General features: G+C 71.8%; 24 protein-coding genes. 6 read left to right on the top strand and 18 right to left on the bottom strand.

Going from position 1 to position 24826, the window contains the following annotated elements:
* Positions 1 to 18 precede the first annotated feature (18 nt).
* The 7 genes from HHX41_RS28740 to HHX41_RS28710 all read right to left on the bottom strand — a co-directional run bounded on the left by HHX41_RS28740 (position 19) and on the right by HHX41_RS28710 (position 7545).
* Positions 19 to 1827 (bottom strand): toxin glutamine deamidase domain-containing protein, encoded by a 1809-nt coding sequence (locus HHX41_RS28740; RefSeq protein ID WP_310742223.1) that lies wholly within the window; start codon positions 1825 to 1827, stop codon positions 19 to 21.
* Between the two features lie 109 nt (positions 1828 to 1936).
* Positions 1937 to 3625: a molybdopterin-dependent oxidoreductase gene (locus tag HHX41_RS28735; protein WP_310742222.1), complete on the bottom strand. Its 1689-nt coding sequence runs from the start codon at positions 3623 to 3625 to the stop codon at positions 1937 to 1939.
* 46 nt (positions 3626 to 3671) lie between these two features.
* Positions 3672 to 4274, bottom strand: coding sequence for an RdgB/HAM1 family non-canonical purine NTP pyrophosphatase (rdgB, locus tag HHX41_RS28730; RefSeq protein WP_182908438.1), 603 nt, complete (start codon positions 4272 to 4274; stop codon positions 3672 to 3674).
* 17 nt (positions 4275 to 4291) lie between these two features.
* Positions 4292 to 5008, bottom strand: a complete 717-nt coding sequence (gene rph / locus HHX41_RS28725; protein ID WP_169981980.1) for a ribonuclease PH — start codon at positions 5006 to 5008, stop codon at positions 4292 to 4294.
* Between the two features lie 5 nt (positions 5009 to 5013).
* Positions 5014 to 5766, bottom strand: coding sequence for an MBL fold metallo-hydrolase (locus HHX41_RS28720; protein ID WP_169981981.1), 753 nt, complete (start codon positions 5764 to 5766; stop codon positions 5014 to 5016).
* Positions 5766 to 6596, bottom strand: coding sequence for a glutamate racemase (gene murI / locus HHX41_RS28715; RefSeq protein WP_182908437.1), 831 nt, complete (start codon positions 6594 to 6596; stop codon positions 5766 to 5768). Before murI ends, HHX41_RS28720 begins: the two co-directional genes overlap by 1 nt.
* Positions 6597 to 6750: 154 nt before the next feature.
* Positions 6751 to 7545 (bottom strand): thioesterase family protein, encoded by a 795-nt coding sequence (locus HHX41_RS28710; RefSeq protein ID WP_169981983.1) that lies wholly within the window; start codon positions 7543 to 7545, stop codon positions 6751 to 6753.
* A 162-nt stretch (positions 7546 to 7707) separates the two neighbouring features.
* Here HHX41_RS28710 and HHX41_RS28705 point away from each other — a divergent pair, with 162 nt between their 5' ends.
* Positions 7708 to 9387 carry a DUF3352 domain-containing protein gene (locus tag HHX41_RS28705; RefSeq protein ID WP_182908436.1) on the top strand — a complete coding sequence of 560 codons (1680 nt, stop codon included), beginning with the start codon at positions 7708 to 7710 and terminating at the stop codon, positions 9385 to 9387.
* Between the two features lie 112 nt (positions 9388 to 9499).
* On the opposite strand, the gene HHX41_RS28700 is transcribed toward HHX41_RS28705, so the two are convergent.
* The 5 genes from HHX41_RS28700 to clpS all read right to left on the bottom strand — a co-directional run bounded on the left by HHX41_RS28700 (position 9500) and on the right by clpS (position 12237).
* Positions 9500 to 10447, bottom strand: a complete 948-nt coding sequence (locus tag HHX41_RS28700) for a PLP-dependent cysteine synthase family protein (protein WP_169981985.1) — start codon at positions 10445 to 10447, stop codon at positions 9500 to 9502.
* Entirely contained in the window at positions 10448 to 10726 is a 279-nt protein-coding gene (locus HHX41_RS28695; protein WP_169981986.1) for a MoaD/ThiS family protein, read from the bottom strand.
* A gap of 273 nt (positions 10727 to 10999) precedes the next feature.
* The gene (locus HHX41_RS28690; protein ID WP_182908435.1) at positions 11000 to 11416 is read right to left on the bottom strand and encodes a Mov34/MPN/PAD-1 family protein; all 417 of its coding nucleotides are present in this window, start codon (positions 11414 to 11416) and stop codon (positions 11000 to 11002) included.
* Positions 11417 to 11425: 9 nt separating this feature from the next.
* The gene (locus HHX41_RS28685) at positions 11426 to 11950 is read right to left on the bottom strand and encodes a DUF2017 domain-containing protein (protein WP_169981988.1); all 525 of its coding nucleotides are present in this window, start codon (positions 11948 to 11950) and stop codon (positions 11426 to 11428) included.
* On the bottom strand, positions 11950 to 12237 hold the full coding sequence (gene clpS, locus HHX41_RS41050; RefSeq protein ID WP_169950261.1) for an ATP-dependent Clp protease adapter ClpS: 288 nt from the start codon (positions 12235 to 12237) through the stop codon (positions 11950 to 11952). The genes HHX41_RS28685 and clpS overlap by 1 nt, the downstream gene beginning before the upstream one ends.
* A 39-nt stretch (positions 12238 to 12276) precedes the next feature.
* Here clpS and HHX41_RS28675 point away from each other — a divergent pair, with 39 nt between their 5' ends.
* From HHX41_RS28675 to HHX41_RS28660, 4 genes are all read left to right on the top strand, one after another.
* The gene (locus tag HHX41_RS28675) at positions 12277 to 13560 is read left to right on the top strand and encodes a nicotinate phosphoribosyltransferase (RefSeq protein ID WP_169981989.1); all 1284 of its coding nucleotides are present in this window, start codon (positions 12277 to 12279) and stop codon (positions 13558 to 13560) included.
* Positions 13561 to 13624: 64 nt separating this feature from the next.
* Positions 13625 to 14197 (top strand): nicotinamidase, encoded by a 573-nt coding sequence (locus HHX41_RS28670; protein ID WP_182908434.1) that lies wholly within the window; start codon positions 13625 to 13627, stop codon positions 14195 to 14197.
* A 223-nt stretch (positions 14198 to 14420) separates the two neighbouring features.
* Positions 14421 to 15041, top strand: coding sequence for a hypothetical protein (locus tag HHX41_RS28665; protein WP_182908433.1), 621 nt, complete (start codon positions 14421 to 14423; stop codon positions 15039 to 15041).
* 267 nt (positions 15042 to 15308) lie between these two features.
* On the top strand, positions 15309 to 16070 hold the full coding sequence (locus HHX41_RS28660; protein WP_182908432.1) for a hypothetical protein: 762 nt from the start codon (positions 15309 to 15311) through the stop codon (positions 16068 to 16070).
* 263 nt (positions 16071 to 16333) lie between these two features.
* Here HHX41_RS28660 and HHX41_RS28655 read toward each other — a convergent pair whose 3' ends face one another.
* The 6 genes from HHX41_RS28655 to HHX41_RS28630 all read right to left on the bottom strand — a co-directional run bounded on the left by HHX41_RS28655 (position 16334) and on the right by HHX41_RS28630 (position 24022).
* Positions 16334 to 18088: a DEAD/DEAH box helicase gene (locus tag HHX41_RS28655; RefSeq protein ID WP_182908431.1), complete on the bottom strand. Its 1755-nt coding sequence runs from the start codon at positions 18086 to 18088 to the stop codon at positions 16334 to 16336.
* Between the two features lie 354 nt (positions 18089 to 18442).
* Complete coding sequence (locus HHX41_RS28650; protein WP_169981996.1) at positions 18443 to 19105, bottom strand: hypothetical protein; 663 nt, start codon at positions 19103 to 19105, stop codon at positions 18443 to 18445.
* A gap of 354 nt (positions 19106 to 19459) precedes the next feature.
* Positions 19460 to 20680, bottom strand: a complete 1221-nt coding sequence (locus HHX41_RS28645) for a hypothetical protein (RefSeq protein ID WP_182908430.1) — start codon at positions 20678 to 20680, stop codon at positions 19460 to 19462.
* Between the two features lie 155 nt (positions 20681 to 20835).
* The gene (locus HHX41_RS28640) at positions 20836 to 22035 is read right to left on the bottom strand and encodes a zinc metalloprotease (protein WP_259401380.1); all 1200 of its coding nucleotides are present in this window, start codon (positions 22033 to 22035) and stop codon (positions 20836 to 20838) included.
* A 71-nt stretch (positions 22036 to 22106) separates the two neighbouring features.
* On the bottom strand, positions 22107 to 22367 hold the full coding sequence (locus tag HHX41_RS28635; RefSeq protein ID WP_030510937.1) for a DUF3039 domain-containing protein: 261 nt from the start codon (positions 22365 to 22367) through the stop codon (positions 22107 to 22109).
* A gap of 86 nt (positions 22368 to 22453) precedes the next feature.
* Entirely contained in the window at positions 22454 to 24022 is a 1569-nt protein-coding gene (locus tag HHX41_RS28630) for a DHA2 family efflux MFS transporter permease subunit (protein WP_182908429.1), read from the bottom strand.
* A gap of 126 nt (positions 24023 to 24148) precedes the next feature.
* Here HHX41_RS28630 and HHX41_RS28625 point away from each other — a divergent pair, with 126 nt between their 5' ends.
* Complete coding sequence (locus tag HHX41_RS28625; protein ID WP_182908428.1) at positions 24149 to 24823, top strand: TetR family transcriptional regulator; 675 nt, start codon at positions 24149 to 24151, stop codon at positions 24821 to 24823.
* The last annotated feature ends 3 nt before the right edge of the window (positions 24824 to 24826 follow it).

Below are 24826 nucleotides of genomic sequence, written 5' to 3'. Positions count from 1 at the left end.
TGACCCGGGCGCGGGCCGTCACAGGCGGCGGCCCTGGCGGTCGATCACCACCGCGAAGACCCCCGTGACGTCCTCGTACGGCGGTTCCACGGCCATGTGACCCCGCTGGGCGTCGATCCACAGGACCTCGCCCCGGCAGTTGACCGCGTTCCACGCGTGGCTGCCACCCCCGGCCCAGCGGGTGATGAGGACGGCGGCGGCGCCGTGCCCGCCGAAGATCAGCCGCTGGGCGACGGCCACGTACGCCCGGCGGCCGTGGCCCACGTACTCGAACCGGTGCCCGAGCCACTCCTCGGCGCGGGCGACGCCCCCGGTCTCCCCGGTCAGCAGCGGGCGGCCCGACCCGTCGTACTCCGGCTGCCTGCGCGCCGCCACCGCGGGCTCGCCGTGCCAGGTGGACATCACCGACAGCGCGCAGTCGACGGCGTTGTTGGACCTGAACGCGTCCTCCGTCGGCCCTTCTGCGTTGATCAGGCGGATCCAGGTGCCGCGCGGGTCCGGGAAGCGCCCACTCACCGCCTGCGCGAGGCTCACCTGGCCGTCCGGATCCGCCTCGGCCAGGCCGCCAGGCCTGCCGTACGGGCGGGTCTCCTCCAGCCGCCGCGGGCGGCCCGGGCCGTCCAGCCAGTCGCACTCGGTGTCGTCGCGCAGCACGGCCGCCCAGAAGTCGTCGGCGTCCGCGAGCTCGCCCGTCTCCGGACCGTCGTCCGCGGCGCCGCCGGACGCCTCCTCGCGCCACTCGCTCCGGCCTGCCTCGGGCGCCGGCTCGTCGCCGGTCTGTGCTGCGGGGATCCTCGGCGCGGGCGCGGTCTCGGCGCGCCACTCGTCCTGCCCGGCCGGGTCCGCGGCGGCGTCCCCGGTGGCGTCTTCGGTGGTGTCTTCGGTGGCGTCCTCGTGCCCGGCGACGTCGGCCCCGTCATGATTCGCCTCGGGTTCGGCGGCCGGGGGTTCCTCCGCGTGCGCGAGGTCGCCGGGCTCTCGCAGGCCGGGCTCCCCCGGGCCTGGCTCCCGCGAGCCCGAGTCCTCCCACGCGCGGGCGTGCGACACGGACTCGTCGCGGGCGAACGCGCGCGAGCCGGAGTCCTCACGGACGCGGGCATCCGAGCCGGGCTCTTCACGGGTGGAGACGTGCGAGCCGGGCTCCCCCGGATCAGGCCCGGCGTCCCCCGGGCCGGGTTCTCCCGAGGTCGACGGCGCGCCATCTGTCGTGACGTCGGCGGTCCCCCCTACGGCCTCTCCAACGGCCTCTCCGGAGATTTCCCCGGCGGTCGTCTCCGCCGCCGGCTCTCCCGTCGCCTCGCCGTCGTCAAGGGCGCGCTCGACGTTCCCGCCGTTCTCCGGTCTCTGAGCGTCCCGGGCATCAGGGGCATCACGGGCATCAGCGGCATCACGGGCGTCCCGATCGTCCCGGTCATCCTCGGATGCCTCGACGTCCGCATGATCCTCGGCATCCTCCGGGCCCCGACCATCCTCGTCGTCCCCGGTCCCGGCGTCGGCGGGCGTCGCGACGGGGACGGCTTCCCGGAGGTCGGGCGGCCCGCCGCGGCGCCCCGTCGGCGTCCCCGGGCCGTGGCCGCCCCGTCCCCCGATCTCGCCGTTCCTCGCCGCCGGCACCACCGGCATGGTGATGGTGTCGGTCATGGTGTCGATGCCCAGCGGCAGCGCCGCGATCCGCACGTCCAGGCGGCGGTCCTCGAGCGAAGGAGCAGGCGCGTCGGCCGCCTGCTCGTAATCCCGCCATCGCCGGCCGTCGGCCGACACGACCGGGTTGTACACACCGGACGGCAACCGCCACCTCGCGTGCCGGCGCGCCCTCTCCTGGTTCACGCGCTTGGCCCCCCTCCTCGCGCACATCAGCGTGCCGATGGTAGAGGCGGGCCGCCCGGGGCACGGCGGGTTTTCCCAACTCCAGACCCGGCTTCCCCCGAGGGGCCGGTCAGCGGGCCGTGACGGTGACGGTGTGGAGACCGGTCGCGCCGTCGGGGGCGGGCGGGGCCTCGTCCTCGGTCTGGGTGTAACCGGTCGCGTCGGTGGCCCGCACCGAGATCGTGTGCCGGCCGGGCGTCAGGTCGAGGTCGAGCGACCACTGCCGCCAGGTGTCCGGGCCGGGGGCGTCCGCGAGCCTCGCCTGCCGCCACGGGCTCCCGTCCACCCGCACCTCGACCGCGTCGACGCCGCGGTGCTGGGCCCACGCGACGCCCGCCAGGGTCGTACGCCCCGCCGTGACCTCGTCCCCGTCGCGGGGCAGGTCGATCCTGGACTGGGTTTTGATCGGGCCCCGCGGCGCCCAGCCGCGCGGCGTCCAGTAGGCCTCGTCCCGGTCGAACCGGGTGACCCTTATCTCGGTGACCCACTTCGTCGCCGACACATATCCATACAGGCCGGGCACGACCTGGCGGACCGGGAAGCCGTGGGCCTCCGGGAGCACCTCGCCGTTCATGGCGACGGCGAGCAACGCGTCGCGGCCGTCCATGACCACGTCGACCGGTGTGCCGCAGGTCCAGCCGTCCTCGGAGACGCTGAGCAGCATGTCGGCCTCACGGCGGATCCCGGCCTCGCGCAGCACGTCGGCGAGCCGGGCGCCGAGCCAGCGGGCGTTGCCGATGTACGGCCCGCCGACCTCGTTGGACACGCAGGTCAGCGTGACGTCCGCCTCCATGAGGGGGCGCTTGAGCAGGTCGGCGAAGGTCAGCTCGACCGGCCTGTCCACCAGTCCGTGGATCTTCAGCGTCCATCGGGCCGGGTCCACCGACGGCACGACGAGGGCGGTGTCCACCCGGTAGAAGTCGGCGTCGGGCGTGACGAAGGGCGTCAGGCCGGGAATCCGGAGGTCCGCCCCGGACGGGATGGGCACGGCCGGGCGCGCCGCGCGCGGCAGCATTCTCGCCACGTTCCTCCGGGCGATCTCGCCGTCCTTCGTGCCCGACAGCAGCCAGCCGCCGAGACCGGCGGCGCCCGCCACGACGACCCCGGTCGCCGCCCCCGTCAGGAGCCTGCGCCGGTCGAAGGCGTACGGCGCCGCGCCCGGCCGCATGACGGCCGGCACGGCGGGGCCGGGCGCCGCCGAGCGGCTCTCCTCGTCCGCCGTCGCGGCACCCGCCGGGCCGGAGATCGGTCGCGTGGCCGGCGCGCTCTCCCCGTCGGCGGCCCGGCTGGCGGCGACGTAGGCCTCCTCGCCGCTGCCCATGGCGCGGCGCGTCAGCCGCGAGAGGGTCCAGGCGCCCGCCGCGGCGCCCGCGAGCGAGGGCAGGACGTGCGCCACCCCCGCGTCCGGCCGGGACAGCGCCGCGGCGGCGCCGACGAGGCCGAACACGGCCAGGCCCAGCGTGCCGTACGCCGCCCTGCGGCGGGCGAGCAGGCCGAGACCGGCGGCGACGAGCGCGAGCACGACGACGATGCCGCCGAGCAGGACCGCCTTGTCGTAGGAGCCGAAGGTGCGGATCGCCCATTCCTTGAGACCGGCGGGCGTGGCGTCGACCACCGCGCCGCCGACGGCGACGACCGGCGCCGCGCCGGGATCGATCAGGCCGGCGACGATCTGGGCCGCCCCGAGCGCCACCGCACCGGCGACGAGGCCGGTCTGCGCGGCCGCCCAGGCGGGCATGCGGGTGCCTGCTGCGTTCACGTCACGAACGCTACGCCCGTCCGCCCCCGGGGGTCTTACGGCGGGATTACGAGACGACCTCGGCGATCAGCGGGGCGAGCGCGCGGAACGCCTTGCCCCGGTGGCTGATCGCGTCCTTCTCCTCGGCCGTCATCTCGGCGGTCGTGCGGGTCTCGCCGTCCGGCACGAAGATCGGGTCGTAGCCGAAGCCGCCCGTGCCGCGCCGTTCGCGGATGAGGAAGCCGTGCACGGCGCCCTCCACCACGTGCTCCTCACCCGTCGGCAGCGCGAGCGCGGCCGTACAGGCGAAGTGGGCCTGCCTGCGGCCGTCCGGCACGTCGGCGACCTGCGCGAGCAGCAGGTCGAGGTTGGCGTCGTCGTCGCCGTGGCGGCCGGACCAGCGGGCGGAGAAGATGCCCGGCATGCCGTTCAGCGCCTCCACGCACAGGCCGGAGTCGTCCGCGACGGCGGGCAGACCGCTGGCCGAGGCGACCGCGTGCGCCTTGAGCAGCGCGTTCTCCGCGAACGTGAGACCTGTCTCGGCCACGTCGCCGATCTGCGGGAACGCCTCCAGGCCGACGAGTTCGACCGGCACACCGGCGTCGGCGAGGATCCGGCGCAGTTCGACGATCTTCCCGGCGTTGCGGGTGGCCAGGACCACCTTGTTCATGCTGTCGTCCTCGGTGTTCAGGAGAGGGCTTCCGTCTGGATGCGGGTGAGCTCGGCGCATCCGGTGGCTGCCAGGTCGAGCAGGCCGTTGAGCGTCGTCCGGTCGAACGGCGTGCCTTCCGCGGTGCCCTGCACCTCGACGTAGTCGCCCCTGCCGGTCATCACCACGTTCATGTCGGTCTCGGCCTTGACGTCCTCGCTGTAGTCGAGGTCGAGCATCGGCTCGGTGCCGACGACGCCGACCGAGACGGCGGCGACCGAGTTCACCAGGGGGTCGCCCGGGCACATCCGGCGCTGCCGCATCCAGGCGATGGCGTCGGCGAGGGCGACGTACGCGCCGGTGATGGCGGCGGTGCGGGTGCCGCCGTCGGCCTGCAGCACGTCGCAGTCGAGCACGACGGAGTTCTCCCCCAGGGCCTTGTAGTCGACGCAGGCGCGCAGGGACCGGCCGATCAGCCGGGAGATCTCGTGAGTGCGTCCGCCGATCTTGCCGCGGACCGACTCGCGGTCGTTGCGGGTGTTGGTCGACCGGGGCAGCATGGCGTACTCGGCCGTCACCCAGCCAAGACCGCTGCCCTTGCGCCAGCGGGGCACGCCGCTTTCCACCGTCGCGGCGCACAGCACCCTGGTGCCCCCGAACTCCACCAGCACGGAGCCCTCCGCGTGGGCGAGCCAGTTCCGGGTGATGGTCACGGGGCGAAGCTGGTCGGAACTACGACCGTGTGAACGAGCCATACGGGTCACCCTAGGTCATACACGGCCCCGCTCCGCGCCAACTCCATCGGCCCGCCGAAGCCGCCGCGTGAGGCGTCCTCCAGGATGCGGGACTTGTCGTACCACGGGACGAGGTGGGTGAGGACGAGCGCGGCGGCCTCGGCGCGGGCGGCGTGCTCGGCCGCCTGCCTGCCGCTCAGGTGCAGGCCGGGGGTCAGGCCCGGCTCGTCGAGGAAGGACGCCTCGCACAGGAGCACGTCGGCCTCGTGGGCCAGCTTGACCAGTTCGGCCGACTCGCCGGTGTCCGCCGAGTACGCGACGGACCTGCCCCGATGGGTGACGCGGAAGCCGTAGGTCTCCACGGGGTGGTTCATCGTGGCGGCCGTCACCTCGAACGGGCCGACGTGCCGGGTGCCGGGCGACAGCCGTACGAAGTCGAAGGAGTTCTCTAGCACCGGCTCGTCCGGCATCGCGTACGCGGCGTTGAGCCGCTTCGAGGCGCCGGCGGGGGCGTGGACGGGCACCTTCGGCAGCGGGCCGTCCGGGGTGTAGGTGCGCACGACGTGGTAGGCGCACAGGTCGAGGCAGTGGTCGGCGTGCAGGTGGGACAGGAGGATGGCGTCGACCTCGTAGAGCCCGGCGTGCCGCTGGAGCGCGCCCAGCGAGCCGTTGCCGAAGTCGAGCAGCAGCCGGAAGCCCTCGGCCTCCAGCAGATAGCAGGAGGACGGGCTGTCGGGGCCGGGAAAGCTGCCCGAGCAGCCGATGATCGTCAACTTCATCACGAACTCCCTACGCCGGTGACGTCGCCGATGCCGGGGGCGGTCCGCTCCACCGACTGGAGCTCGGGACCGAGGAAGCGCTGCCCGAGCCGCGCGAACAGCTCGGTGTCGCCCGTCGCCCGGAAGCGGTGCCCCGGCTCGCCCGCGCCGTTGGACAGCCCGCGGTCGTGCAGGATGCGGTAGACGTCCTTGGCCGTCTCCTCGGCGCTGGACACCAGCGTCACCCCGTCGCCCGCGACGTACGACAGGGCGCCGGTGAGCAGCGGATAGTGCGTGCAGCCGAGGATGAGCGTGTCGCAGCCGGCGTCCTGGATCGGCTTGAGGTATCCCCTCACCACCTCGATGAGGTCCTCGCTCATCGTCTCGCCCCGCTCGACGAACTCCACGAGCAGGGGGGCGGCCACCGCGACCAGCTCGACGTCGGGGGCGGCGGCGAAGGCGTCGTGGTAGGCCATCGACTCGATGGTGGCCCGCGTGGCGATCACGCCGACCCTGCCGTTCCTCGTGGCCCGCACGGCCCGCCGGGTGGCGGGCTGGATCACCTCGACGACCGGGACGTCGTAGCGCTCCCTGGCGTCCCTGAGCACCGCCGAGCTCGCGCTGTTGCACGCGATGACCAGCATCTTCACGTCGTGCTCGACCAGGTGGTCCATGACCTCCAGCGCGTACGCGCGAAGCTGGGCGATGCTCTTGGGCCCGTACGGCTGGTGGGCCGTGTCGGCCACGTAGAAGATCGATTCGTGGGGCAGCTGGTCGATGATCGCCCGGGCGACGGTCAGGCCGCCCACCCCGCTGTCAAAGATCCCGATCGCCCTGCTGTTGTCCGGCACGCTTCCCAAGGTTAGGGGAACGGTCCCCGCCGCTCGGGGTAAGAATGCTCACAACGCGCCGCCCCCGCGATGCTCAGCACGCGCGCCCCGCGATGCTCACCACGCGCGCCCCGCGATGCTCACCACGCGCGCCCCCGCGGGGGGGGGACAGAGCTCAGCCCCGGCCGAGGCGGGCGAGCTGGCGGGACTGGGCGACCAGCCGTCCCGCCGAGTCCCACACCTCGACCTCCTCGTCGAACCAGCCGTCGCTGATCAGCCGCCCGCCGCCGAGCAGGGTCAGCCACCCCGGCGCGGGCAGGGCGCGCAGATGCCAGGTCAGCTCCACCGTCGGAGCCCACCCCCGCGCCCCCGCGGAGAACACGACCGGCGGCAGCGCGTCCACCGCCAGCGCCAGCACGTACGGGTCGGGGTCCTGCGGCTCGGCAAGGCGGAAGTAGGCCCGCGACTCGGGCCGGCCGGTCGGCTCGCCGCTGAGCCAGCCGATCGTGGGCGGGTCGAACACGATCTCCATCTGGGCGCCGAAGTTCATGTTCGACTCGGGCTTGGGACTGGGCAGGCGCACGCAGTCCGCCAGCTCCGGCATGACGGCGGACGGGCCGTCCGCGAAGTCGGGAGCCGCCGACCCGTCCAGCGTCGCGGTCGTGACGAGCATCTCGATGAACGACTCGCCGTCCTGCACGAGCCTCGCCCGGGTCATCGCCGCCGTACGGCCCGTCTTGAGCGGCTCGAGGAGCACCCGGGCGGGGCCCGGCCGGGCGACCCGGAGGAACTGGGCGCTGGTGGAGACCGGGTGCGCGTGCGGAGAGGCGTCCACCACGGCGCGCAGCATCGCGGCCATGAGATAGCCGCCGTTCAGCGGCCCTCCGATGGAGTATCCGTCGTCGAGACACACGTCGTAGGTGGTGTCGTCGACCCGGATGGCCTGCGTCGCCTCGTCGAACTTGGTCATGCGCCCCTCGCCGCTCTACCGAATTTTGTTCTGGTGATTACTCTAGCGTGGCATTCCGGCGGACCGCCCCGCGGCTCGCGGTCAAGCGGCCTGCAAGCGCGCCGCTACCGGCCGGGCCTAGCTTCACGGCGTACCTGACGACGACGTATGTGAGTGAGCCCCATGTCCCCCGACACCTCCCCGCAGAACCCCGACCCCAGGCAGCCCGATCCCAGGCAGCCCGGCCCCAGGCAGCCCGGCCCCAGGCAGCCCGGCGCCTGGAGACCCGGCGACGAACAGGACCTCGACCGCACCGTCGCCTATCGCGTTCCCCGCCCGCCCATGGGCGAGGCGCACACCGTGCGGATGCCGTCCTGGACCGAGCCCGAGGAGATCGGCTCCGTCACCCTGGCCGCTCCGCCGTCTCCCCCGGGCCGCACCCGACGGGGGCGAGGCTGGATCCTCGCGCTGGTGGCCGCCGTGTTCGTCGGCCTGGTCGGCGGCGGCGGGGTGTGGGCCGCCTCGAAGCTCAGCGGCGGTGGCACCCAGCCGCAGGACGTGCTGCCGGCGAACGCGATGGCCTACGTCCGGCTCGACCTCGACCCGGCGGCCGGGCAGAAGCTCGCGTTGTTCGGCATCGCCCGCAAGTTCTCCGCCACCCGCGACTCCTTCGGCGGCGACGACCCGCGCAAGGCGCTCGTCACCGCGCTGCGGAAGGACGACCCCGGCCTCGCCAAGGTCGACTACGCCAGGGACGTCGAGCCCTGGCTCGGCGACCGCGTCGGCCTCGCCGTGCTTCCGGCGGCCGACGGCGGCGACCCCGTCGGGGCACTCGCCGTACAGGTGAAGGACGAGGCGGCGGCCCGGACCGGCATCGGCAAGCTGGGCCTCGGCGACGGGAAGGGCGGCCTGGCGTTCCGCGACGGGTACGCCGTCATCGCGATGAGCCAGAAGCTGGCCGACGAGTACGTCAAGGCCGCGCCGCTGTCCGGCGACCCGCGCTTCGCCGACGACCTCAAGGCGCTGGGCGAGCAGGGCGTGCTGTCGTTCTGGATGGACGTGGAGAAGGTCGCCGAGACCGGCTGGGCCGACGCCTCCGCCACTCTGGAGCTGCCGCAGATCAAGGGGATGCGCTTCGCCGGCGCCCTCCGGTTCTCCGGCGACTACGCCGAACTGGCCGGGATCACCCGCGGCGGGACGCCCACGAAGGTCCGGCCCGAGCCGGTGAAGATCGGTGAGCTGCCCGCCTCCACGGTCGCGGCGGCCTCGTTCTCCGGCCTGGGCGACATGCTGCGCGAGCAGTGGCCGTCGATCGAGCAGGCGGCGGGCGGCACGGGCGGCGAGATGCTCAGGCAGACCCTCGACGGGGCGCGGGCGCAGTACGGCCTGTCCCTGCCGGACGACCTCGTGACGCTGCTGGGCCGCACCTTCACGCTCGCCCTGGACGAGCAGGACCTGGACGGCGCGCTGCCCCGCGTGGGCGCCGTGCTGACGACCGACACCGCCAAGGCGCAGGACCTGGTGAACCGGGTGAAGACCCATCTGAACGGCATGGAGAGATCCGCCGACATCGCCACCGCCGAGGGCGACGGACGGTTCGTGATCGCGAGCACTCAGGAGTACGCCGCCGCCCTGGGCGGAGGCGGCACGCTCGGCGAGAGCGAGACGTTCCGCCTGGCCGTCCCGGACTCCGGGAACGCCACCTACGCCGTGTACGCCGACCTCGACCGGCTGGAGAAGCTGTATCTGGAGGGCCTGACGGGTCAGGCGCGCACCGACGCCGGGATGCTGCGGGCGATCGGCCTGAGCGGCACCCCCAGCGAGGACGGCTCGGCCTTCACACTCAGGGTCGTCTTCAACTGACCCCTCCTGCCGGCCCTCAGGCTCCGGCTCATCCCGTCCGAACCGGAACTCCGGCCCACCCTCGCCGGAGCGGGCGGGGTGAGCCGGTCGGTCGTGTCAGCCGGGTCGGGGGTCAGGCCCAGAGCTGACCTTCGAGGCGGTCCTCCGCCTCGTCGAGGGTCCCCTCGTAGGCGCCGGTCGACAGGTACTTCCACCCGCCGTCGGCCACGATGAACACGATGTCGGCCCGCTCGCCGGCCTGGACGGCCTTGCGGGCCATGCCCAGGGCCGCGTGCAGGGCGCAGCCCGTCGAGATGCCCGCGAAGATGCCCTCGGTGGCCAGCAGCTCACGGGTCCGGCGCAGCGCGTCGGCCGAGGTCACCGAGTAGCGGGTGGTCAGCACGGACGCGTCGTACAGCTCGGGCACGAACCCCTCGTCCACGTTGCGCAGGCCGTAGACCAGCTCGCCGTAACGGGGCTCGGCGGCCACGATCTTCACGTCCGGCACCTGCTCTCGCAGGTAGCGGCCGACGCCCATGAGCGTGCCGGTCGTGCCGAGCCCGGCGACGAAGTGCGTCACGGTCGGCAGGTCCGCGAGGATCTCCGGCCCGGTCGACTCGTAGTGGGAACGCCAGTTGGCGGGGTTGCCGTACTGGTAGAGCATCACCCAGTCGGGGTGCTCGGCCGCGAGGCCCTTGGCCACCCGCACCGCCTCGTTGGAGCCGCCCGCGGCCGGCGAGGAGATGATCTCCGCGCCCCACATGCGCAGCAGCTGGCGGCGCTCCTCGGAGGTGTTCTCCGGCATGACGCAGATCAGCCGGTAGCCCTTGAGCCGGGCCGACATCGCCAGCGAGATGCCGGTGTTGCCGGAGGTCGGCTCCAGGATCGTGCATCCCGGCGTGAGCAGCCCGTCCTTCTCGGCCTGCTCGATCATCCACAGCGCCGGCCTGTCCTTGACCGACCCGGTCGGGTTGCGGTCCTCCAGCTTCGCCCAGATCCGCACGTCGGGGGACGGCGACAGCCTGGGCAGACCCACCAGGGGGGTGCGCCCGACCGAGTCGATCAACGAGTCGAAGCGCATCTAGCGCGCTCCGCCCGCGACGGCCGGGAGCACGGTCACGGTGTCGCCGTCGGCGACGGGGGTGCCGAGCCCGCCGAGAAAACGTACGTCCTCGTCGTTGAGGTAGACGTTGACGAATCGGCGCAGCCCGGAGTCGTCCACCAGCCGGTCCTTCAGGCCGGGGTGACGCGACTCCAGGTCGCCGATCAGCTCTTCGAGGGTCGCTCCCTTGGCGTTGACCGCCTTGGCGCCATCGGTGTAGCTGCGGAGGATGGTCGGAATGCGGACCTCGATAGCCATGTCGGCTCAATCTCCTTGATCAGTGGTCGTCGTGAGGGTAGGCGTTCACCTGAGTGAAACATGGTCAGGTGGGAGTCGATTCCAGCGGTCGTCTCCCCGGCGGGCCCGTACGGGCGCCTCCGCCAGGCGGCCGGGTCAGCGACAGTCGTAGACGACGACAGAAGGCGTGTGCGCGAAGAGGAACGCCTGAACAGGAGACTCCGGGCGTACCCGGCGCGACAGGACAGCCGGTGACGACACGGGACGAGCGTCATCGATGGGCATAACTTCAGTTTAACCGTACGACTCGACGATCTTGACTTCCTCCTCCGTGACGACGCCGTCCACGATCCGGTAGGACCGGAAGGACGTCTCCTCCTCGGAGGCGGTCGACACCAGCACGTAGTGGGCGTCGGGCTCGGAGGCGAGGGTGATGTCCGTACGGGAGGGGTACGCCTCGGTGGCGGTGTGGGAGTGGTAGATCACGACCGGGACCTCGTCGCGGTCGTCCATCTCCCGCCACACGCGGAACTGCTCCATCGAGTCGAAGCGGTAGAACGTCGGGGAGCGCTCGGCGTTCTCCATCGGGACGAACCGTTCGGGACGGTCGGACCCGGCGGGCCCGGCCAGGATGCCGCACGCCTCGTCGGGGTGGTCGGCCCGGGCGTGGGCCACGATCTTGTCGACCAGTTCGCGTGGGATCGTCAGCATGCGGGCAACCTACCAAAGGGCCCTGACGAGGGTGTCCTGCAGGTAGGTCAGCCAGTCGTAGATCACGAACGAGGGGTAGCGGGGGTCGTCCTCGGGCATCCGGGCGATCTCCTCGTGGACCTCCTCGGTGACCTCCAGCCGCACGCCGAGCGCGAGGCGGACGTCGTTGAGCGCCCGCAGCCACGCCTGCCCCTGCTCGGCGGTGAGCGTGAGCCGTCCCGGCTCCGCCGTCTCCAGCAGCGTGGTCGCGTCGGCCCGCTTGCCGTCGCGCAGCGTCGCCTCCGTGTAGCGCCGGAACTCCTGCGCCGCCTCGTCGTCGTCGGAGTACGCCGAGGGGAACAGGCGCGCGAGCACGGGGTCGGCCGACGGGGCCGCCGCACCGATGCCGAGGGCGCGCTCCAGCGGGTCGTCGCCGGTGGTCCCCGGCTCGACCAGGCCGAGCACCTGGGACACCAGCGAGCGCAGGATCGACACCTCACCCGCGTCGAGATGGACGGTCACCCCGCCACTCGTCGCCCTGAAGCCCGTGCTCATCATTTGTCCTGCTGAACGGTGGCCCACAGGCCGTAGGAGTGGAGGATCTGCACGTCGCGCTCCATCTCCTCCCGGGTGCCGCTGGCGACGACGGCCTTGCCCTTGTGGTGGACGTCCATCATCAGCTTCTCGGCCTTCTGGCGGGGATAGCCGAACACGGCCTGGAAGACGTACGTGACGTACGACATCAGGTTGACCGGGTCGTTCCACACGATCGTGAGCCACGGCAGATCGGGGCGCACGTCCGACGACGGACGCTCGACCTCGGCTGGAGCTGTGCTACCCACGTAACCATCCTGCACCACGACCGTCGTAGTCTTCGACACGTGCGCACGACCACGGGCACGGCCCTGCTGACCGACCAGTACGAACTGACGATGCTCCAGGCCGCGCTGGCGAGCGGCGCGGCGCACCGCAGGGCGGTCTTCGAGGTGTTCGCCCGCCGGCTGCCCGGGGGACGGCGCTACGGGGTGGTGGCCGGCACCGGGCGGTTCCTCGACGCGCTGGAGGACTTCCGCTTCGACGAGCAGGACATCGACTATCTGTGCTCGGCCGGGATCGTGGACGAGCCGACCGGCGAGTTCCTCGCGGGCTACCGCTTCTCCGGCAACGTGTACGGCTACCGCGAGGGCGAGGCGTTCTTCCCCGGCTCTCCGATCATGGTGGTGGAGGGGACGTTCGCCGAGGCCGTGCTGCTGGAGACGCTGGTCCTGTCGATACTCAACCACGACTGCGCGATCGCGGCGGCCGCCTCCCGGATGGCCCAGGCCGCCGGCGACCGGCCGCTGATCGAGATGGGCTCGCGGCGCACCCACGAGCACGCCGCGGTCGCCGCCGCCAGGGCCGCCTACCTGTGCGGCTTCGCCTCCACCTCCAACCTCATGGCCGGTCACCTGTACGGCGTGCCGACCGCGGGCACCGCCGCCCACGCGTTCACCCTGCTGCACGACTCGGAGGAGGACGCCTTCCGGGCCCAGCTCGACTCCCTCGGGCGCGGCACCACCCTGCTCGTGGACACCTACGACGTCGCCAGGGCCGTACGCATCGCGGTGGAGCTGGCCGGGCACGACCTCGGCGCGGTGCGCATCGACTCCGGCGACCTCGCGGTGGTGGCCGTGGAGGTGCGCCGCCTGCTCGACGAGCTCGGCGCGCACCGCACGCGGATCGTCGTCACCAGCGACCTCGACGAGTTCGCGATCGCGGCGCTGGCCGCGGCGCCGGTGGACGCCTACGGCGTGGGCACCGCCCTGTCCACGGGCTCGGGCCATCCGACGGCAAGCCTCGTCTACAAGCTCGTCGCCAGACAGGACCACACGGGAGCCCTCCAGCCCGTCGCGAAGACGTCCGTCGGCAAGCCCAGCGTCGGCGGGCGCAAGTGGGCCTACCGCAGGACCAGCGGCGGCACCGCCACCGCCGAGGTGGTCACCCGCGAGCCGATGGACGCGGAGGACCGGCCGCTGCTGGCCGAACTCGTGCGGGACGGCAAGGTCGTCGGCCGCGAACCCCTGGCGGCCGCCCGCGACCGGCACCGGGCGACTTTGACGGAGTTGCCACTGGAGGCGTCCAGCCTCTCCCCCGGAGACCCCGCAGTCCCTACTATCTTCAAGTGATCGCGGAGGACCGGCGCATGAGGACGACGCCGGTCTTCCGCGATCGCCACTGTGAGGTGATCCCATGAAGACCGCGCTCGTCATCGTGGACGTGCAGAACGACTTCTGCGAGGGCGGCAGCCTGCCGGTCGGCGGCGGCGCCGAGGTGGCCGCCGCGATCAGCCGGCACGTCCAGGAGCACGCCTACGACCACGTGGTCGCCACCCGCGACTACCACGTCGATCCGGGGGCCCACTTCGCCGCCGAGCCCGACTACGTCGACTCGTGGCCGCCGCACTGCGTGGTCGGCACCTCCGGCGCGGACTTCCACCCGGCCTTCGACACCGCGAAGGTCGAGGAGGTCTTCAGCAAGGGCGCCCGGCAGGCGGCCTACAGCGGGTTCGAAGGCGCCACCGGGGACGGCGTGGGCTTGGCCGCCTGGCTGCGCGAACGCGGCGTGGAGGCCGTGGACGTCGTCGGGATCGCCACCGACCACTGCGTGCGGGCCACCGCCCTCGACGCGGCGGCCGGCGGCTTCACCGTACGGGTCCTGCTGGACCTGACCGCGGGCGTGGCCCGGGAGACGACGGAGTCGGCGCTCGCCCGCCTCGCGGAGGCCGGGGTGGAGCTCACCGGGGAGCCCGTCCTCCGCTCCTGACCCGCGACGTCGATCCCCGGCCCGGGCACTCCCGACGGGCCGGCAGGCAGTCCGGTGGACGGCGACGACGTCGGGGGCATGACCGGCGACCCGGCCCGGCCGCCGCACCCGTGAATCGTGTGCGGGGACACGACCGCGCGGAATCGGATGCCAACGCCTTCACCACGTAGAGTCATCGGTGTATTGCCCAGAGCGACGACCACTTCGTGGATTGGCGGCCCCGATGTTCGCGTTCCTGCTCGGCCTCACCTGGCTCGTCCTGACCCCGGTCTGCGTCTGGCTGCTCTTCGGCCGCGGCCACCGGGGCCTGCTCCGCGTCACGGGCGCGCTCACGCTCGCGGCCCTGCAGGCGGCCACGATGGTCGTGGGGTTCACCCAAAGGGCCGCCCGGACCCCCGCCCAGACGGTCGCCGTCCGCGCCCCTCACACCGACGCCGGCCGGCCGGCGGGCGTGCGGCCCTCCACCGATGCGGTCGCGCCGCCGTCTCCGGTCCCGACCGGCTCTCCCGCCTGTGATCCCCGCATCCCCGAGCCCGAGGCCGTACGACTGTCGTTCCGCGGCAGGGCCCTGCAGGGCCTCACGGTGTACTGGCCCGCGTCGCCCGCGCAGTGCGACACCGCGACGGTGGCCGTTCACCAGGCCGGGCACCGGCTGCGCATCTGGGTCCAGGAGGGCGCCGAGGCGCGGCACCCCGAGGGAGCGCACAACGTGCCCGTGCGCGTGGAGCAGGGAACGGCCTCCCTCAGCCTCCGGCTCAGCCCGGTCACCCGGCAGCACCGCCGCTATGTGGCGATCAACGGCCAGACCGGCGACAAGATCCCGTTGCGCTCCCGCGCCTCATAGCGCGCCCCGTGGCAAGGTTGAGAATGAGCCGTTCAAGAATCACGGGAAATGATGACATTGTGCACAGGACACGCGGAGCCAGGTGAATATGCGTCACCCCGGTAGCGAAATTCCTCACCCCACTGACGGAGCCTCAAAAAATCCGCCTTGAACACTCCCATCCCGACGGCCTCCGAACTGATAGCAATTACCTCCGCGCACCCGCAGCGCTCTCACTTTCCCTCCAGCGAGCCTCGGCTACGCTGCGATCGGCATCGGAGGACACGCATGTTGACGATCGAGGAACGCGTCGAACTTCTGGAGCAAGAAGTGATGGATCTCGGCAAGAGCAGCCGTCTGGATGCGACCATACGCGCCTACGACGCCCAGCAAATGATCTGGGTCAAGGTCGACGCGATAAGCGAGCGACTCACGCGGGTCGAGCAGATCGGCGAGCAGACGAGAACGGACATCAGCGTCCTCAGGAACCAGATGGCCGCCGCCAACCGCCGGTTCGACCGGTTGGACCACGAGATCGGTCGCGTGGACGGCCGCATCGACGAACTCAGCAGTCGGGTCGACACCCTGACCGGCCGGGTGGACACCCTCACCGGGCAGGTCGAGACCCTCGGGGGACAGGTCGAGGTCCTGACCGGCCGGGTGGACGGCCTCACCACGCGCGTGGACACACTCACCAACCGGGTCGACACCCTCACCGGACAGGTCAACGTGCTCACCGTCCGTGTCGACGGCCTCACCACCCACGTCGACGGTCTCACCGACCAGGTCGGGACCCTGACCGGCCGGGTGGACGGCCTCACCACCCGGGTCGACGCGATGAGCGGCCAGTTGACCACGATGATGGAACAGGTCGACGGCATGGCCGACCACATCGGCAGGATGACCGACTTGAACAGGACGATGTTCAAGTCGGTCCTGACCCGGTTGGAGGACGTGTACGCCCAGGTACGGATGAGCAACCTCGTCAACCGGCCGGACCCTCGGCGCGTGGAGCATGCCGAGGACGTCCAGACGGAGGCATCCGCCTGATCGGCACCCCCGGCCGGAATCCGGAGCCCGACGGTTGAGCCCAGGTAGCGCCCCGGACGCGAGGCGTGTTGCCGCAGGTCCTCCTGGCCTGCTCCGGTAGCCGGGGCGAAGACACGCGCGGCTCACCGCCCCGCAAGGGACCGGCGAGCCGCGATCCGTCCTCGATTGGGCGGCGTGCCGTCAGGAGACACCCGGACAGCTCCTCGGCGTACTCCGCCGGACCACGCGCAAAGCCGTACCGCGCGGGTCGGACGACGGCGGGGTCACCTGCGCTGGGTGGCCCATTTGCGGAGCATGGCGATGCGCTCGCGGACCTGTTCCGCCGTCGCCTGGGCGATGGCGGGGCCGCCGCAGGCCCGGCGCAACTCGGCGTGGATGACGCCGTGCGGCTGGCCGGTGCGGTGGTTCCACGCGCCGACGAGCCCGTTCAGCTCTTTGCGGAGCTCGGCGAGCTGCTCGTGCGGCGCGAGAGCCGGGGCGGACTCCTCGCTCTTCTTGGTCTTGCGCTTGGCCGCCTGCTGATCGGCCTGGCGCTTGCGCAGCAGTGAGGCCACCTGGTCGGGCTCCAGCAGGCCGGGCAGGCCGATGAAGTCCTCCTCCTCCGGCGAGCCGGGTGCGGCGGCGGTGCCGAACTCGCCGCCGTCGAACAGCACCCGGTCGAAGGTCGCCGAGGCCTCCAGCGTCTGGAAGGGCAGTTCGTCGCCGAGCGCGTCGGGCTGCTTCTTCTCCTGCTGGGCCTGCTCCAGCAGCAGGTCGTCGAGGCCGTCCTCGTCGCGACGACGGCCCAGCACGTGGTCGCGCTCTTCCTCCATCTCGCCCGCCAGGCCCATGAGGACGGGCACCGAGGGCAGGAAGACCGACGCGGTCTCCCCCCGCTTGCGGGCGCGGACGAAACGCCCGACGGCCTGGGCGAAGAACAGCGGGGTCGAGGTACTTGTGGCGTAGACCCCTACGCACAGCCGGGGAATGTCGACGCCCTCGGAGACCATCCGGACCGCGACCAGCCAGCGCCGGTCGGAGGTGCCGAAGTCCTTGATCTTCTTGGACGCGCCCGGGTCGTCGGAGAGCACGACCTCGGCGCCCTCGCCGGTAACCGTGCGGATGTGCCGGGCGTAGGCGCGGGCCGCCTCATGGTCGGAGGCGATGACCAGCCCGCCCGCGTCGGGCACGCCCCGCCGCACCTCCGTCAGGCGCCGGTCGGCCGCGTGGATGACCTGGCGGATCCAGTCGCCCTTCGGGTCGAGGGCGGCCCGCCACGCCTGCGAGAGCTGGTCCTTGGTCAGCGGCGTGCCGAGCGTGGCGGCGATCTCGTCGCCCGCGCGCGTGCGCCACTTCATCTCCCCCGAGTACGCCAGGAAGATGACCGGCCGGACGACGCCGTCGGCCAGGGCCGGGCCGTACCCGTAGGAGTAGTCGGAGACGCTCCGCATCGCCCCCTCGCCGTCCTCGACGTAGGTGACGAACGGGATCGGGCTCTCGTCGGACCGGAACGGCGTGCCGGTCAGCGCCAGCCGCCTGGTCGCGGGCTCGAACGCCTCGCGGACGCCGTCGCCCCACGACTTGGCGTCGCCGGCGTGGTGGATCTCGTCGAAGATCACCAGGGTCTTGCGCGCCTCGGTGCGGGCCCGGTGCAGCGCCGGGTGCATCGCGATCTGCGCGTACGTCACGGCGACGCCGACGTAGTCACGCGAGGTGGCGCCCTGGCTGTTCTTGAACTCGGGGTCGATGCTGATCCCGACCTTGGCCGCGGCGTCGGCCCACTGCCGCTTGAGGTGCTCGGTGGGGGTGACGATCGTCAGGGCGCGCACGACGCCGCGGCTGAGCAGCTCGCTGGCGATCCGCAGCGCGTACGTCGTCTTTCCGGCGCCGGGGGTGGCGACGGTCAGGAAGTCGCGCGGCTCACGGCTGAAGTAGAGGTCGAAGGCCTGCTGCTGCCAGGCGCGCAGCTTCGGGGCGGTGCCCCAGGCGGCTCTGTCGGGGTAGGACGGGGAGAGGTGGGACGCGGCCGAAACGCTCAACGACGCCTCCCCGAACTCGTCGGAACACTCGTGTCTCTATCGGTTCGCTCCCTCACAGTGGATTCAGACTAGCCCGCCCGACCGACAGGACGTGTCCCGCACACGCGAGGCGGCCCGAAATCACCCGGTGTGGCGCTGCACACATGGAGTCGCCGACACTCTGCCACGCCGGCCCGGCTCACCGCGGCGATCTCCGCGTCGCCGTGGGATCCGGGACGTGAAGCGCGCTGGGCCGGTAGACGACGGTAGCCGGATCCTCGTGCGCCGGCGCCTTGGCGCACGAGGGCGGACAGCCCCGGAAGCTGACGCTCCCGAGGCCGTCCGCCCTCATTCGCTACCTGGATGTGGAAATTGTCAGACCGTGGCGGAAGGGCCGCAGGTGATGTTGGCCAGTGACCGGGCCGTGCCTGTGCCAGCGGCGTTGGTACCGCTGACGTCAGTGACGGTGCAGTCGGATCGGTAAATGACGCCGTCCGCCCGTCGGACGGTGACCCTCAGGAGGCCGGCGGGAATACCCGTGGCTCCAAGCACGAGAGGGGCCGCCTCCGCGCCGCGAGGCGTGCTGGGTGCCGCAGCCAGGCTGATGTCGTAGTAGAAGCCTGCCGGGAACACCGAGGTGATGTCCCTCCACCCCGTGGTGTCGTTGATCCAGACGTGACCCCTGCGGGCGGAGCCCGTGTAAGTCCTCGAGTTCGTCGGAACAGTGGGGGTGGCACCGGTGGTGGTGAAGGAAGTGATGATATTCGTGGTGTCGAGGCGCGGGTAGGGGATCTTCTCCTTGTCCTTGTCCTTGTCCCCGGCCGGGCTCGTCACCGCCTGCGTGGCGGGGGAGGCCTTCGCCGGGGCCGCGCTCGCCGCGACCGCGCCCGAGAGCCCCACGGTCGCGCAGGTCACCGCTGCCGCGGCGGACCACATCAGCAGGCGACCGGCGCCACGCGAACCAGAGGCCGAGCTGCTCCTACGAGAAATCAATTTGATTTCCCCCCCATAGTGAGAGAATTGGTCTTTCCGGGTCACCGCGTTTTCGTGCGATGCGACATCGAAAATACCTGTCGGGGGAAACGCGGGCAGCGAGCCACTTATCGGATACCGGCAAACAGATGTTACACCTATCTCCAAGCCGCCCCACAAATACGGACACGCCTAGCTATCTCGCCTTAGAGCACTCCGAGCGGTCTTTTGTACTTTCATACTGGCAATGAACGGGACGTACGCGGGCGCGAATCAGGACCGGAACGACCGACTGTCTCCCCTGTTGCCATTACTGCCACCGATAGGGACCGATAGTGTCATTCGCCCGGAAAGGATGGGCCGGCGCGGAGGGCACGCCGCCAGAGTTCCGGCAGAGGGCGGCAGGAGGACAAGCGCGGCTCAGCGGGCTCCCCACATCAGGCCCTCGATCTCGGCGCGCGACCGGGGATCGTCGGGATGGGCCAGCCCGAGCAGGACCGTGCTGCCGCCGTCCGGCCGGGTCAGCAGGGTCACCCGCATGAAGGCCGGCTCGTTGACGACGTCGGTGTACTCGGCGCGTACGGCGCGGGTGTGGCCCGGCCGCCCGCCGACGGTGACCGCGCGGTCGTCGAGCACCTCGACCTTGTCGCCGTGCAGCAGCAGCTGGGTGTAGAGATCGGCCAGGTCGATGACGGCCGAGCGCAGGTTGGGCGGGTCCACCCGGTCGCCGGGCCGGGCCATGACCGTCGCGCTGTCCCCGCGCGCGGCGGATGAGGTGAAGCCGGTCACGGGTGCGACCACGCCCTCCCGCCACTCGGGCGGCAGCGTGTAGGCGACTCCCGCGATCTGGTCGTGGATCATCGTGGGAGGCGCGCTCTCGGCCCGGTGCAGGACCGTGACCACCACCGCGCCGATGACGGCGGCCGAGCAGACCAGCGCGAGGCCGCCGACGAGAAGGCGCTGTAACCAGCGGGGCATCCGGCGCGGCGGCGTTTCGGGCGCGCGGTAGCGGCGCGCCGAGGGAGGCAGGTCGTCCTCGGGCTTCGCGGGCTCCAGGCCCAGCGAGGGCCACACCGGGCGGTCCGCCGATCGCCTCTCCGAGACCGGCGCGCCGTACGGACGGGTGAAGCCCCCTCCGGGGCCCTCGGTTCCCGGATGGACAGGCCCTTCCGGCGTCACCTCGCCGGGCAGGCGGTAGGCACGTGGGAAGCCCTCTTCGGCCTCCCCGGCTGCTCCGGAATGCGCCGGCCCTTCCGGCGTCGCGTCGCCGGGCAGACGGTACGCACGGGTGAGACCTCCTCCGGCACCCCCCGTCGCCTCGGGCCGCTCCGCTGGGCGCCTGCCCTCCTGCCCCGCCTCGCCTCTGTCCGGCATGAGGTAGGGGCGGGTGGCGAAGCCCCCTTGCACCGGGCCGGAACGCCCACGCCTCTCCTCCGTCACGTCGCCGGGCAGGCGGTACGCACGGGTGAAGCTGTCCTCCTCGGCCCCCTCGGCCTCCCGTCCGCCGTATGGGCGTGAGGGCCACTGCGGGGACGACGGCGGCCCGCCCGGGGCGCCGTACGGGCGAGTGGGGCCCTCCTCGGACGGCGGGGGCTCCTCCTCGGTGGGGGGCCAGACCCGGCGCATCCACTGGTCATCCACAAAGCCTCCCCGGGCGGCATGGCCGGGCGCGCGTGGGACGGAACCGGCGAGTGACTCGGCGCTCAGGGCCGGACGCGAGGCTTCGTGACCATGAACGCTGCTGTGGAGTTACTCTCACACCCGCGCCGCCACGTCAACGGCTCACGGCCGATTCGTCATCGCCCCGTACCTCGCGCATCGCCCTGGACCTCCATGACCGGCTCCTCACCGCCCTGGACGGCGCTCGGCACGCCGTCGTCGGCGCCGTCCGAGGCGGGCCCCTCGATGCTCGCGGCGGCCTTCTGCGGCCCCGCGCCGGCTCCCCGCGGCGCCGGGCGGCGGTAGGCGTCCCACATCTGGTGGACGCGTACGCCCTGGCCCGCCGTGAACTCGCGCATGCAGCGATCCTGGGCGTAGTCCATGAAGTTGTGGACCGGGTCGCCGCCCGGGGCGGGGCAGGTGTCCTTCTTCGAGGGGCAGCCGTTCGTCGGGTACGCCTCGGCCGGGGTGTCGTCCACCGAGTCGCCGGGGGCCTTGCAGCCGTTCTCGAAGGTGTGCAGCAGGCCGAGCCAGTGGCCGATCTCGTGCACGGCCGTGAAGCCTCTGGCGAAGTCGCGCAGCGGGCCGCCCGGGACGCTCCGCCAGTCGATCACCACGCCGTCCAGCACGGGCTCGTCGGCGTACCAGTACGGGTAGGTGGAGTAGCCGAGCACGAGCCGGCTCAGCTGCGCGATGTACAGGTTGAGCGTTTCCGGACCCCCGGCCCGCAGCTTCTTCTTCATCGGCTCCTCGTAGCCGATGGGGTCGCGGAACCAGCTCCTGTTGTCGGTGTGCGTGATGCCCTTGAGCTCGAAGCGCACGCCGGTGTCGGCCCCGCCGTACCCGCCCGAGTAGGCCGTGTTCAGCACGGCGATCTGCCGGGAGACGGCGGCGTCGGGCAGGCCGAGCGCGCGGTCCCTGATGATGTGCACCCACACCGGAACGGTGATCCGCTCAAGGGTGCCGGGAGCACTCCCCCGCCGCGCGGTGTCATCCCGCCGCGCGGTGTCATCCCGCCGCGCTGTGTCATCCCGCCCCGCGGTGTCGTCCCGCTGCGCCGACCCGAGCCTGCGTGCCAGGTCGGCCGACATCCGGGCGACCTCGTCGGGGCCGGGCTCACGCGGCTCCAGCGCGTGGGTGAGCCCGCCCACGCCGTGCCGGCGCTGCGGTACGGCGTGGCGGGCGAGACAGGCGTCCGGCCGCGAGGCCGGCGAACCGCGCATTCCGGTGCCGGCGTGACCCCCGGTCGCCCGGGAGGCGGCGGACGCCGGGGCGGCGCAGGCGCCGCCCAGCGCGTAAAGGCATGCAAGGAAGACGGCGATGGGTCGCCGAACCATTCGTTCCCCCGATACGGCTGGTCAGAAGGCAGACCCTAGCCGCGGGGAACGTGATGATCCCGTATCGACACTCACTCGCCGGACGGTTCGCCCTTGGGCAGCCCCTCGTAGATCTCCTTGCACTCCGGACAGACCGGGTACTTCTTCGGGTCGCGGCTGGGCACCCAGACCTTGCCGCACAGGGCCCGCACCGGCGCGCCGGTCACGTAGCTCTCAGTGATCTTGTTCTTGTCGGCGAAGTGCGAGAAGCGCTCGTGGTCACCGTCGCCGTGCGAGAGCCGGGGTGTTACGTCGCTCTCGGGAAGAATCTTCGTGCCGCTCACGGATACCAAGTCTACTGAGCGGGCGGGCGCTCCCGACCCGTACACGAGTACGGCTCCCGCCGGAGTGGCGGGAGCCGTACGGGAGGAAACGGACCTCAGCCCACGTGGACCGGGGCGCCCTCGGTCTTGCGGCCGGCCTTGACGAACAGGGCCAGGGCCGCCGCGACGAGGGCGACCGCCGTGCTCACCACGAAGCCGAGGTGCAGGCCGTCCATGAAGGACAGGTGCGCCGCGTCGGCGACCGTCTTGGCCACCTCGGCCGGGAGCCCGGGCGGGGCCTGGCCCACCGAGGCCAGGGCCTTCAGCCCCTCCATCTCCGCGGGCTTGACGGCCTGCGCCACCGGGCCGAGGTAGCCCGGCAGCACGTCGGCCACCTTGGCGGACACGACCGCGCCCAGGATGGCGGTGCCGAGCGCGCCGCCGACCTGCATCGCGGAGTTCTGCACGCCGCCCGCGACGCCGCTCAGCTCCTCGGGGGCGTTGCCCACGATGATCTCGGTGGCGCCGACGAACACCGGCGACAGGCCGAACGCGAGCAGCACGAACGGGATCGCGGTGTCGGCGAAGGCCGCGTCGACGCCGAGCCGCGACATGAGGAACATGGCGACGGCGGCGATCACCATGCCGCCCGCGATGGTGATCTTCGGGCCGAGCTTGCCGATGAGCACGCCCGCGATGGGCGAGGCGACGATCATGCCGGCGCTCATCGGCAGCATCCGCAGGCCGGAGTCGAGCGGCGTGAGCCCGTGCACGCCCTGGAAGAAGAACGTGAGAAAGAACATCGCGCCGAACATCGCGAACGACATGAGGATCATGAGGACGGTCCCGATCGAGACCGAGGCGTTGCGGAACAGGCTCAGCTGCAGCAGCGGCTCGCGCGCCTTCGACTGCCAGAACAGGAACACGGCCCCGACGACCACGGCCGCGGCGAGGAAGCCGAGCGTCCTGGCGTCGCCCCAGCCCCACTCAGGAGCCTTGATGATGGCCCACACCAGCGCGAACATCGCGCCGGACAGCAGCACGACGCCGAGCCAGTCGACCCTGGACAGCGTCTTGGCCTTGCTCTCCCGCAGCGCCCACAGCCCGAACGCCAGAGCCACCACGCCGACCGGCACGTTGATGAAGAACACCGACTGCCAGCTCACGTTCTCCACCAGCAGGCCGCCGATGATCGGGCCGCCCGCGCTCGACAGACCGATGATCGCACCCCACGCGCCCATGGCCATGTTCAGCTTCTCGCCGGGGAAGGCCGACCGGAGCAACGCCAGCGCGGCGGGCTGCAGCAGCGCGCCGAAAAGTCCCTGCAGCACGCGCAGCGCGATCAGCATGCCGATCGAGGACGACAGGCCGATGGCGAGCGAGGTCAGCGCGAAGCCGGCGACGCCGATCAGGAAGACCCGCTTGTGCCCGAAGAGGTCACCGAGCTTGCCGGCCGTGATCAGGAAGACCGCCAGCGCGAGCAGGTAACCGCTGGTCACCCACTGCAGGTCGGCCAGTGTCGCCTTGAGTTCGACCTGGATGACCGGGTTCGCGATCGCCACGACCGTGCCGTCGAGCATGACCATGATGACGCCGAGCGAGACGGCGAGCAGTGTGAGCCACGGATGGCCCTGGCCCCGTCCTGGAGGCGCGTCGGCGTCCACCGCCGATACGGCTTGAGTCATGGAGGTTCCCCCTTAGCGACACTGAGTAGACCTGCAGTAATTTATGTCAGTCCATGACAGATGACAAATCCTTTTATCCGACATACGGTGACATCTGAGAGTTTGTGAACCGACAGTTTCGAGGAGGTGACCGCCGTGGGTCTGCGCGAACGCAAGAAGCAGCGGACGCGGGACGCCCTGATCGACGCGGCCCTCGACCTTTTCCTCTCCCAGGGCTACGAGGCGACGACGATCGACCAGATCGCGGCCGAAGTGGAGGTCTCGCCCAGGACCTTCTTCCGCTACTTCGCCTCCAAGGAGGACGTGGCGCTCTCCCTGACCGCCGACGAGCAGGAGATGTTCCTCGCCGAACTGGTCGCACGACCGCTGTCGGAGCCGCCGTTCGCCGCGCTGAGTCAGTCGATGCGCGCCATGCTGGGCATCCTACGAGAGATCGACGGCGCCGAGGCGGGCAGGATCATGAAGGCCCAGCGGCTCGTCCACTCCACTCCGTCCCTGCTCGCGGGCGCCATGCGGCTGATCAGGGAGAACGAGCGCAGGCTGGTCGCCGAGGTGGCCCGCAGGATGGGAACGGCACCCGACGACCTGCAGTCGCAGCTCGTCGTGTCGGTCTTCGTGAGCATCGGACTGCTCTGCATGAACGGGCCCACGGAGGATCTCAACGGCCTCGCACGCCGGTACGAGGACCTGCTCACGCTGGCCGAGCGCTCCCTGCGTCCCGGCTGGGACCTGCCCGTAGGCTCCGCGGAGCCGGAGCCGGAGCCGGAGCCGGCGTCGGCGTCGGCGTCGGCCGCGAGCTGACGT

This window comes from Microbispora sp. H13382 (assembly GCF_014161445.1).
Lineage (GTDB): Bacteria > Actinomycetota > Actinomycetes > Streptosporangiales > Streptosporangiaceae > Microbispora.
Note: the sequence above shows the minus strand (reverse complement) of the source record. Positions and strands in the feature narration are given on the sequence as shown.

Excerpts from the sequence above, each read along its gene's own strand:
- rdgB (WP_182908438.1), bottom strand. The coding sequence starts at position 4,274 with ATGAACAAGGTGGTCCTGGCCACCCGCAACGCCGGGAAGATCGTCGAA.
- rph (WP_169981980.1), bottom strand. The coding sequence starts at position 5,008 with ATGGCTCGTTCACACGGTCGTAGTTCCGACCAGCTTCGCCCCGTGACC.
- HHX41_RS28720 (WP_169981981.1), bottom strand. The coding sequence starts at position 5,766 with ATGAAGTTGACGATCATCGGCTGCTCGGGCAGCTTTCCCGGCCCCGAC.
- HHX41_RS28710 (WP_169981983.1), bottom strand. The coding sequence starts at position 7,545 with ATGACCAAGTTCGACGAGGCGACGCAGGCCATCCGGGTCGACGACACC.
- HHX41_RS28705 (WP_182908436.1), top strand. The coding sequence starts at position 7,708 with ATGTCCCCCGACACCTCCCCGCAGAACCCCGACCCCAGGCAGCCCGAT.
- HHX41_RS28700 (WP_169981985.1), bottom strand. The coding sequence starts at position 10,447 with ATGCGCTTCGACTCGTTGATCGACTCGGTCGGGCGCACCCCCCTGGTG.
- HHX41_RS28695 (WP_169981986.1), bottom strand. The coding sequence starts at position 10,726 with ATGGCTATCGAGGTCCGCATTCCGACCATCCTCCGCAGCTACACCGAT.
- HHX41_RS28690 (WP_182908435.1), bottom strand. The coding sequence starts at position 11,416 with ATGCTGACGATCCCACGCGAACTGGTCGACAAGATCGTGGCCCACGCC.
- HHX41_RS28685 (WP_169981988.1), bottom strand. The coding sequence starts at position 11,950 with ATGAGCACGGGCTTCAGGGCGACGAGTGGCGGGGTGACCGTCCATCTC.
- HHX41_RS28670 (WP_182908434.1), top strand. The coding sequence starts at position 13,625 with ATGAAGACCGCGCTCGTCATCGTGGACGTGCAGAACGACTTCTGCGAG.
- HHX41_RS28665 (WP_182908433.1), top strand. The coding sequence starts at position 14,421 with ATGTTCGCGTTCCTGCTCGGCCTCACCTGGCTCGTCCTGACCCCGGTC.
- HHX41_RS28660 (WP_182908432.1), top strand. The coding sequence starts at position 15,309 with ATGTTGACGATCGAGGAACGCGTCGAACTTCTGGAGCAAGAAGTGATG.
- HHX41_RS28640 (WP_259401380.1), bottom strand. The coding sequence starts at position 22,035 with ATGGTTCGGCGACCCATCGCCGTCTTCCTTGCATGCCTTTACGCGCTG.
- HHX41_RS28630 (WP_182908429.1), bottom strand. The coding sequence starts at position 24,022 with ATGACTCAAGCCGTATCGGCGGTGGACGCCGACGCGCCTCCAGGACGG.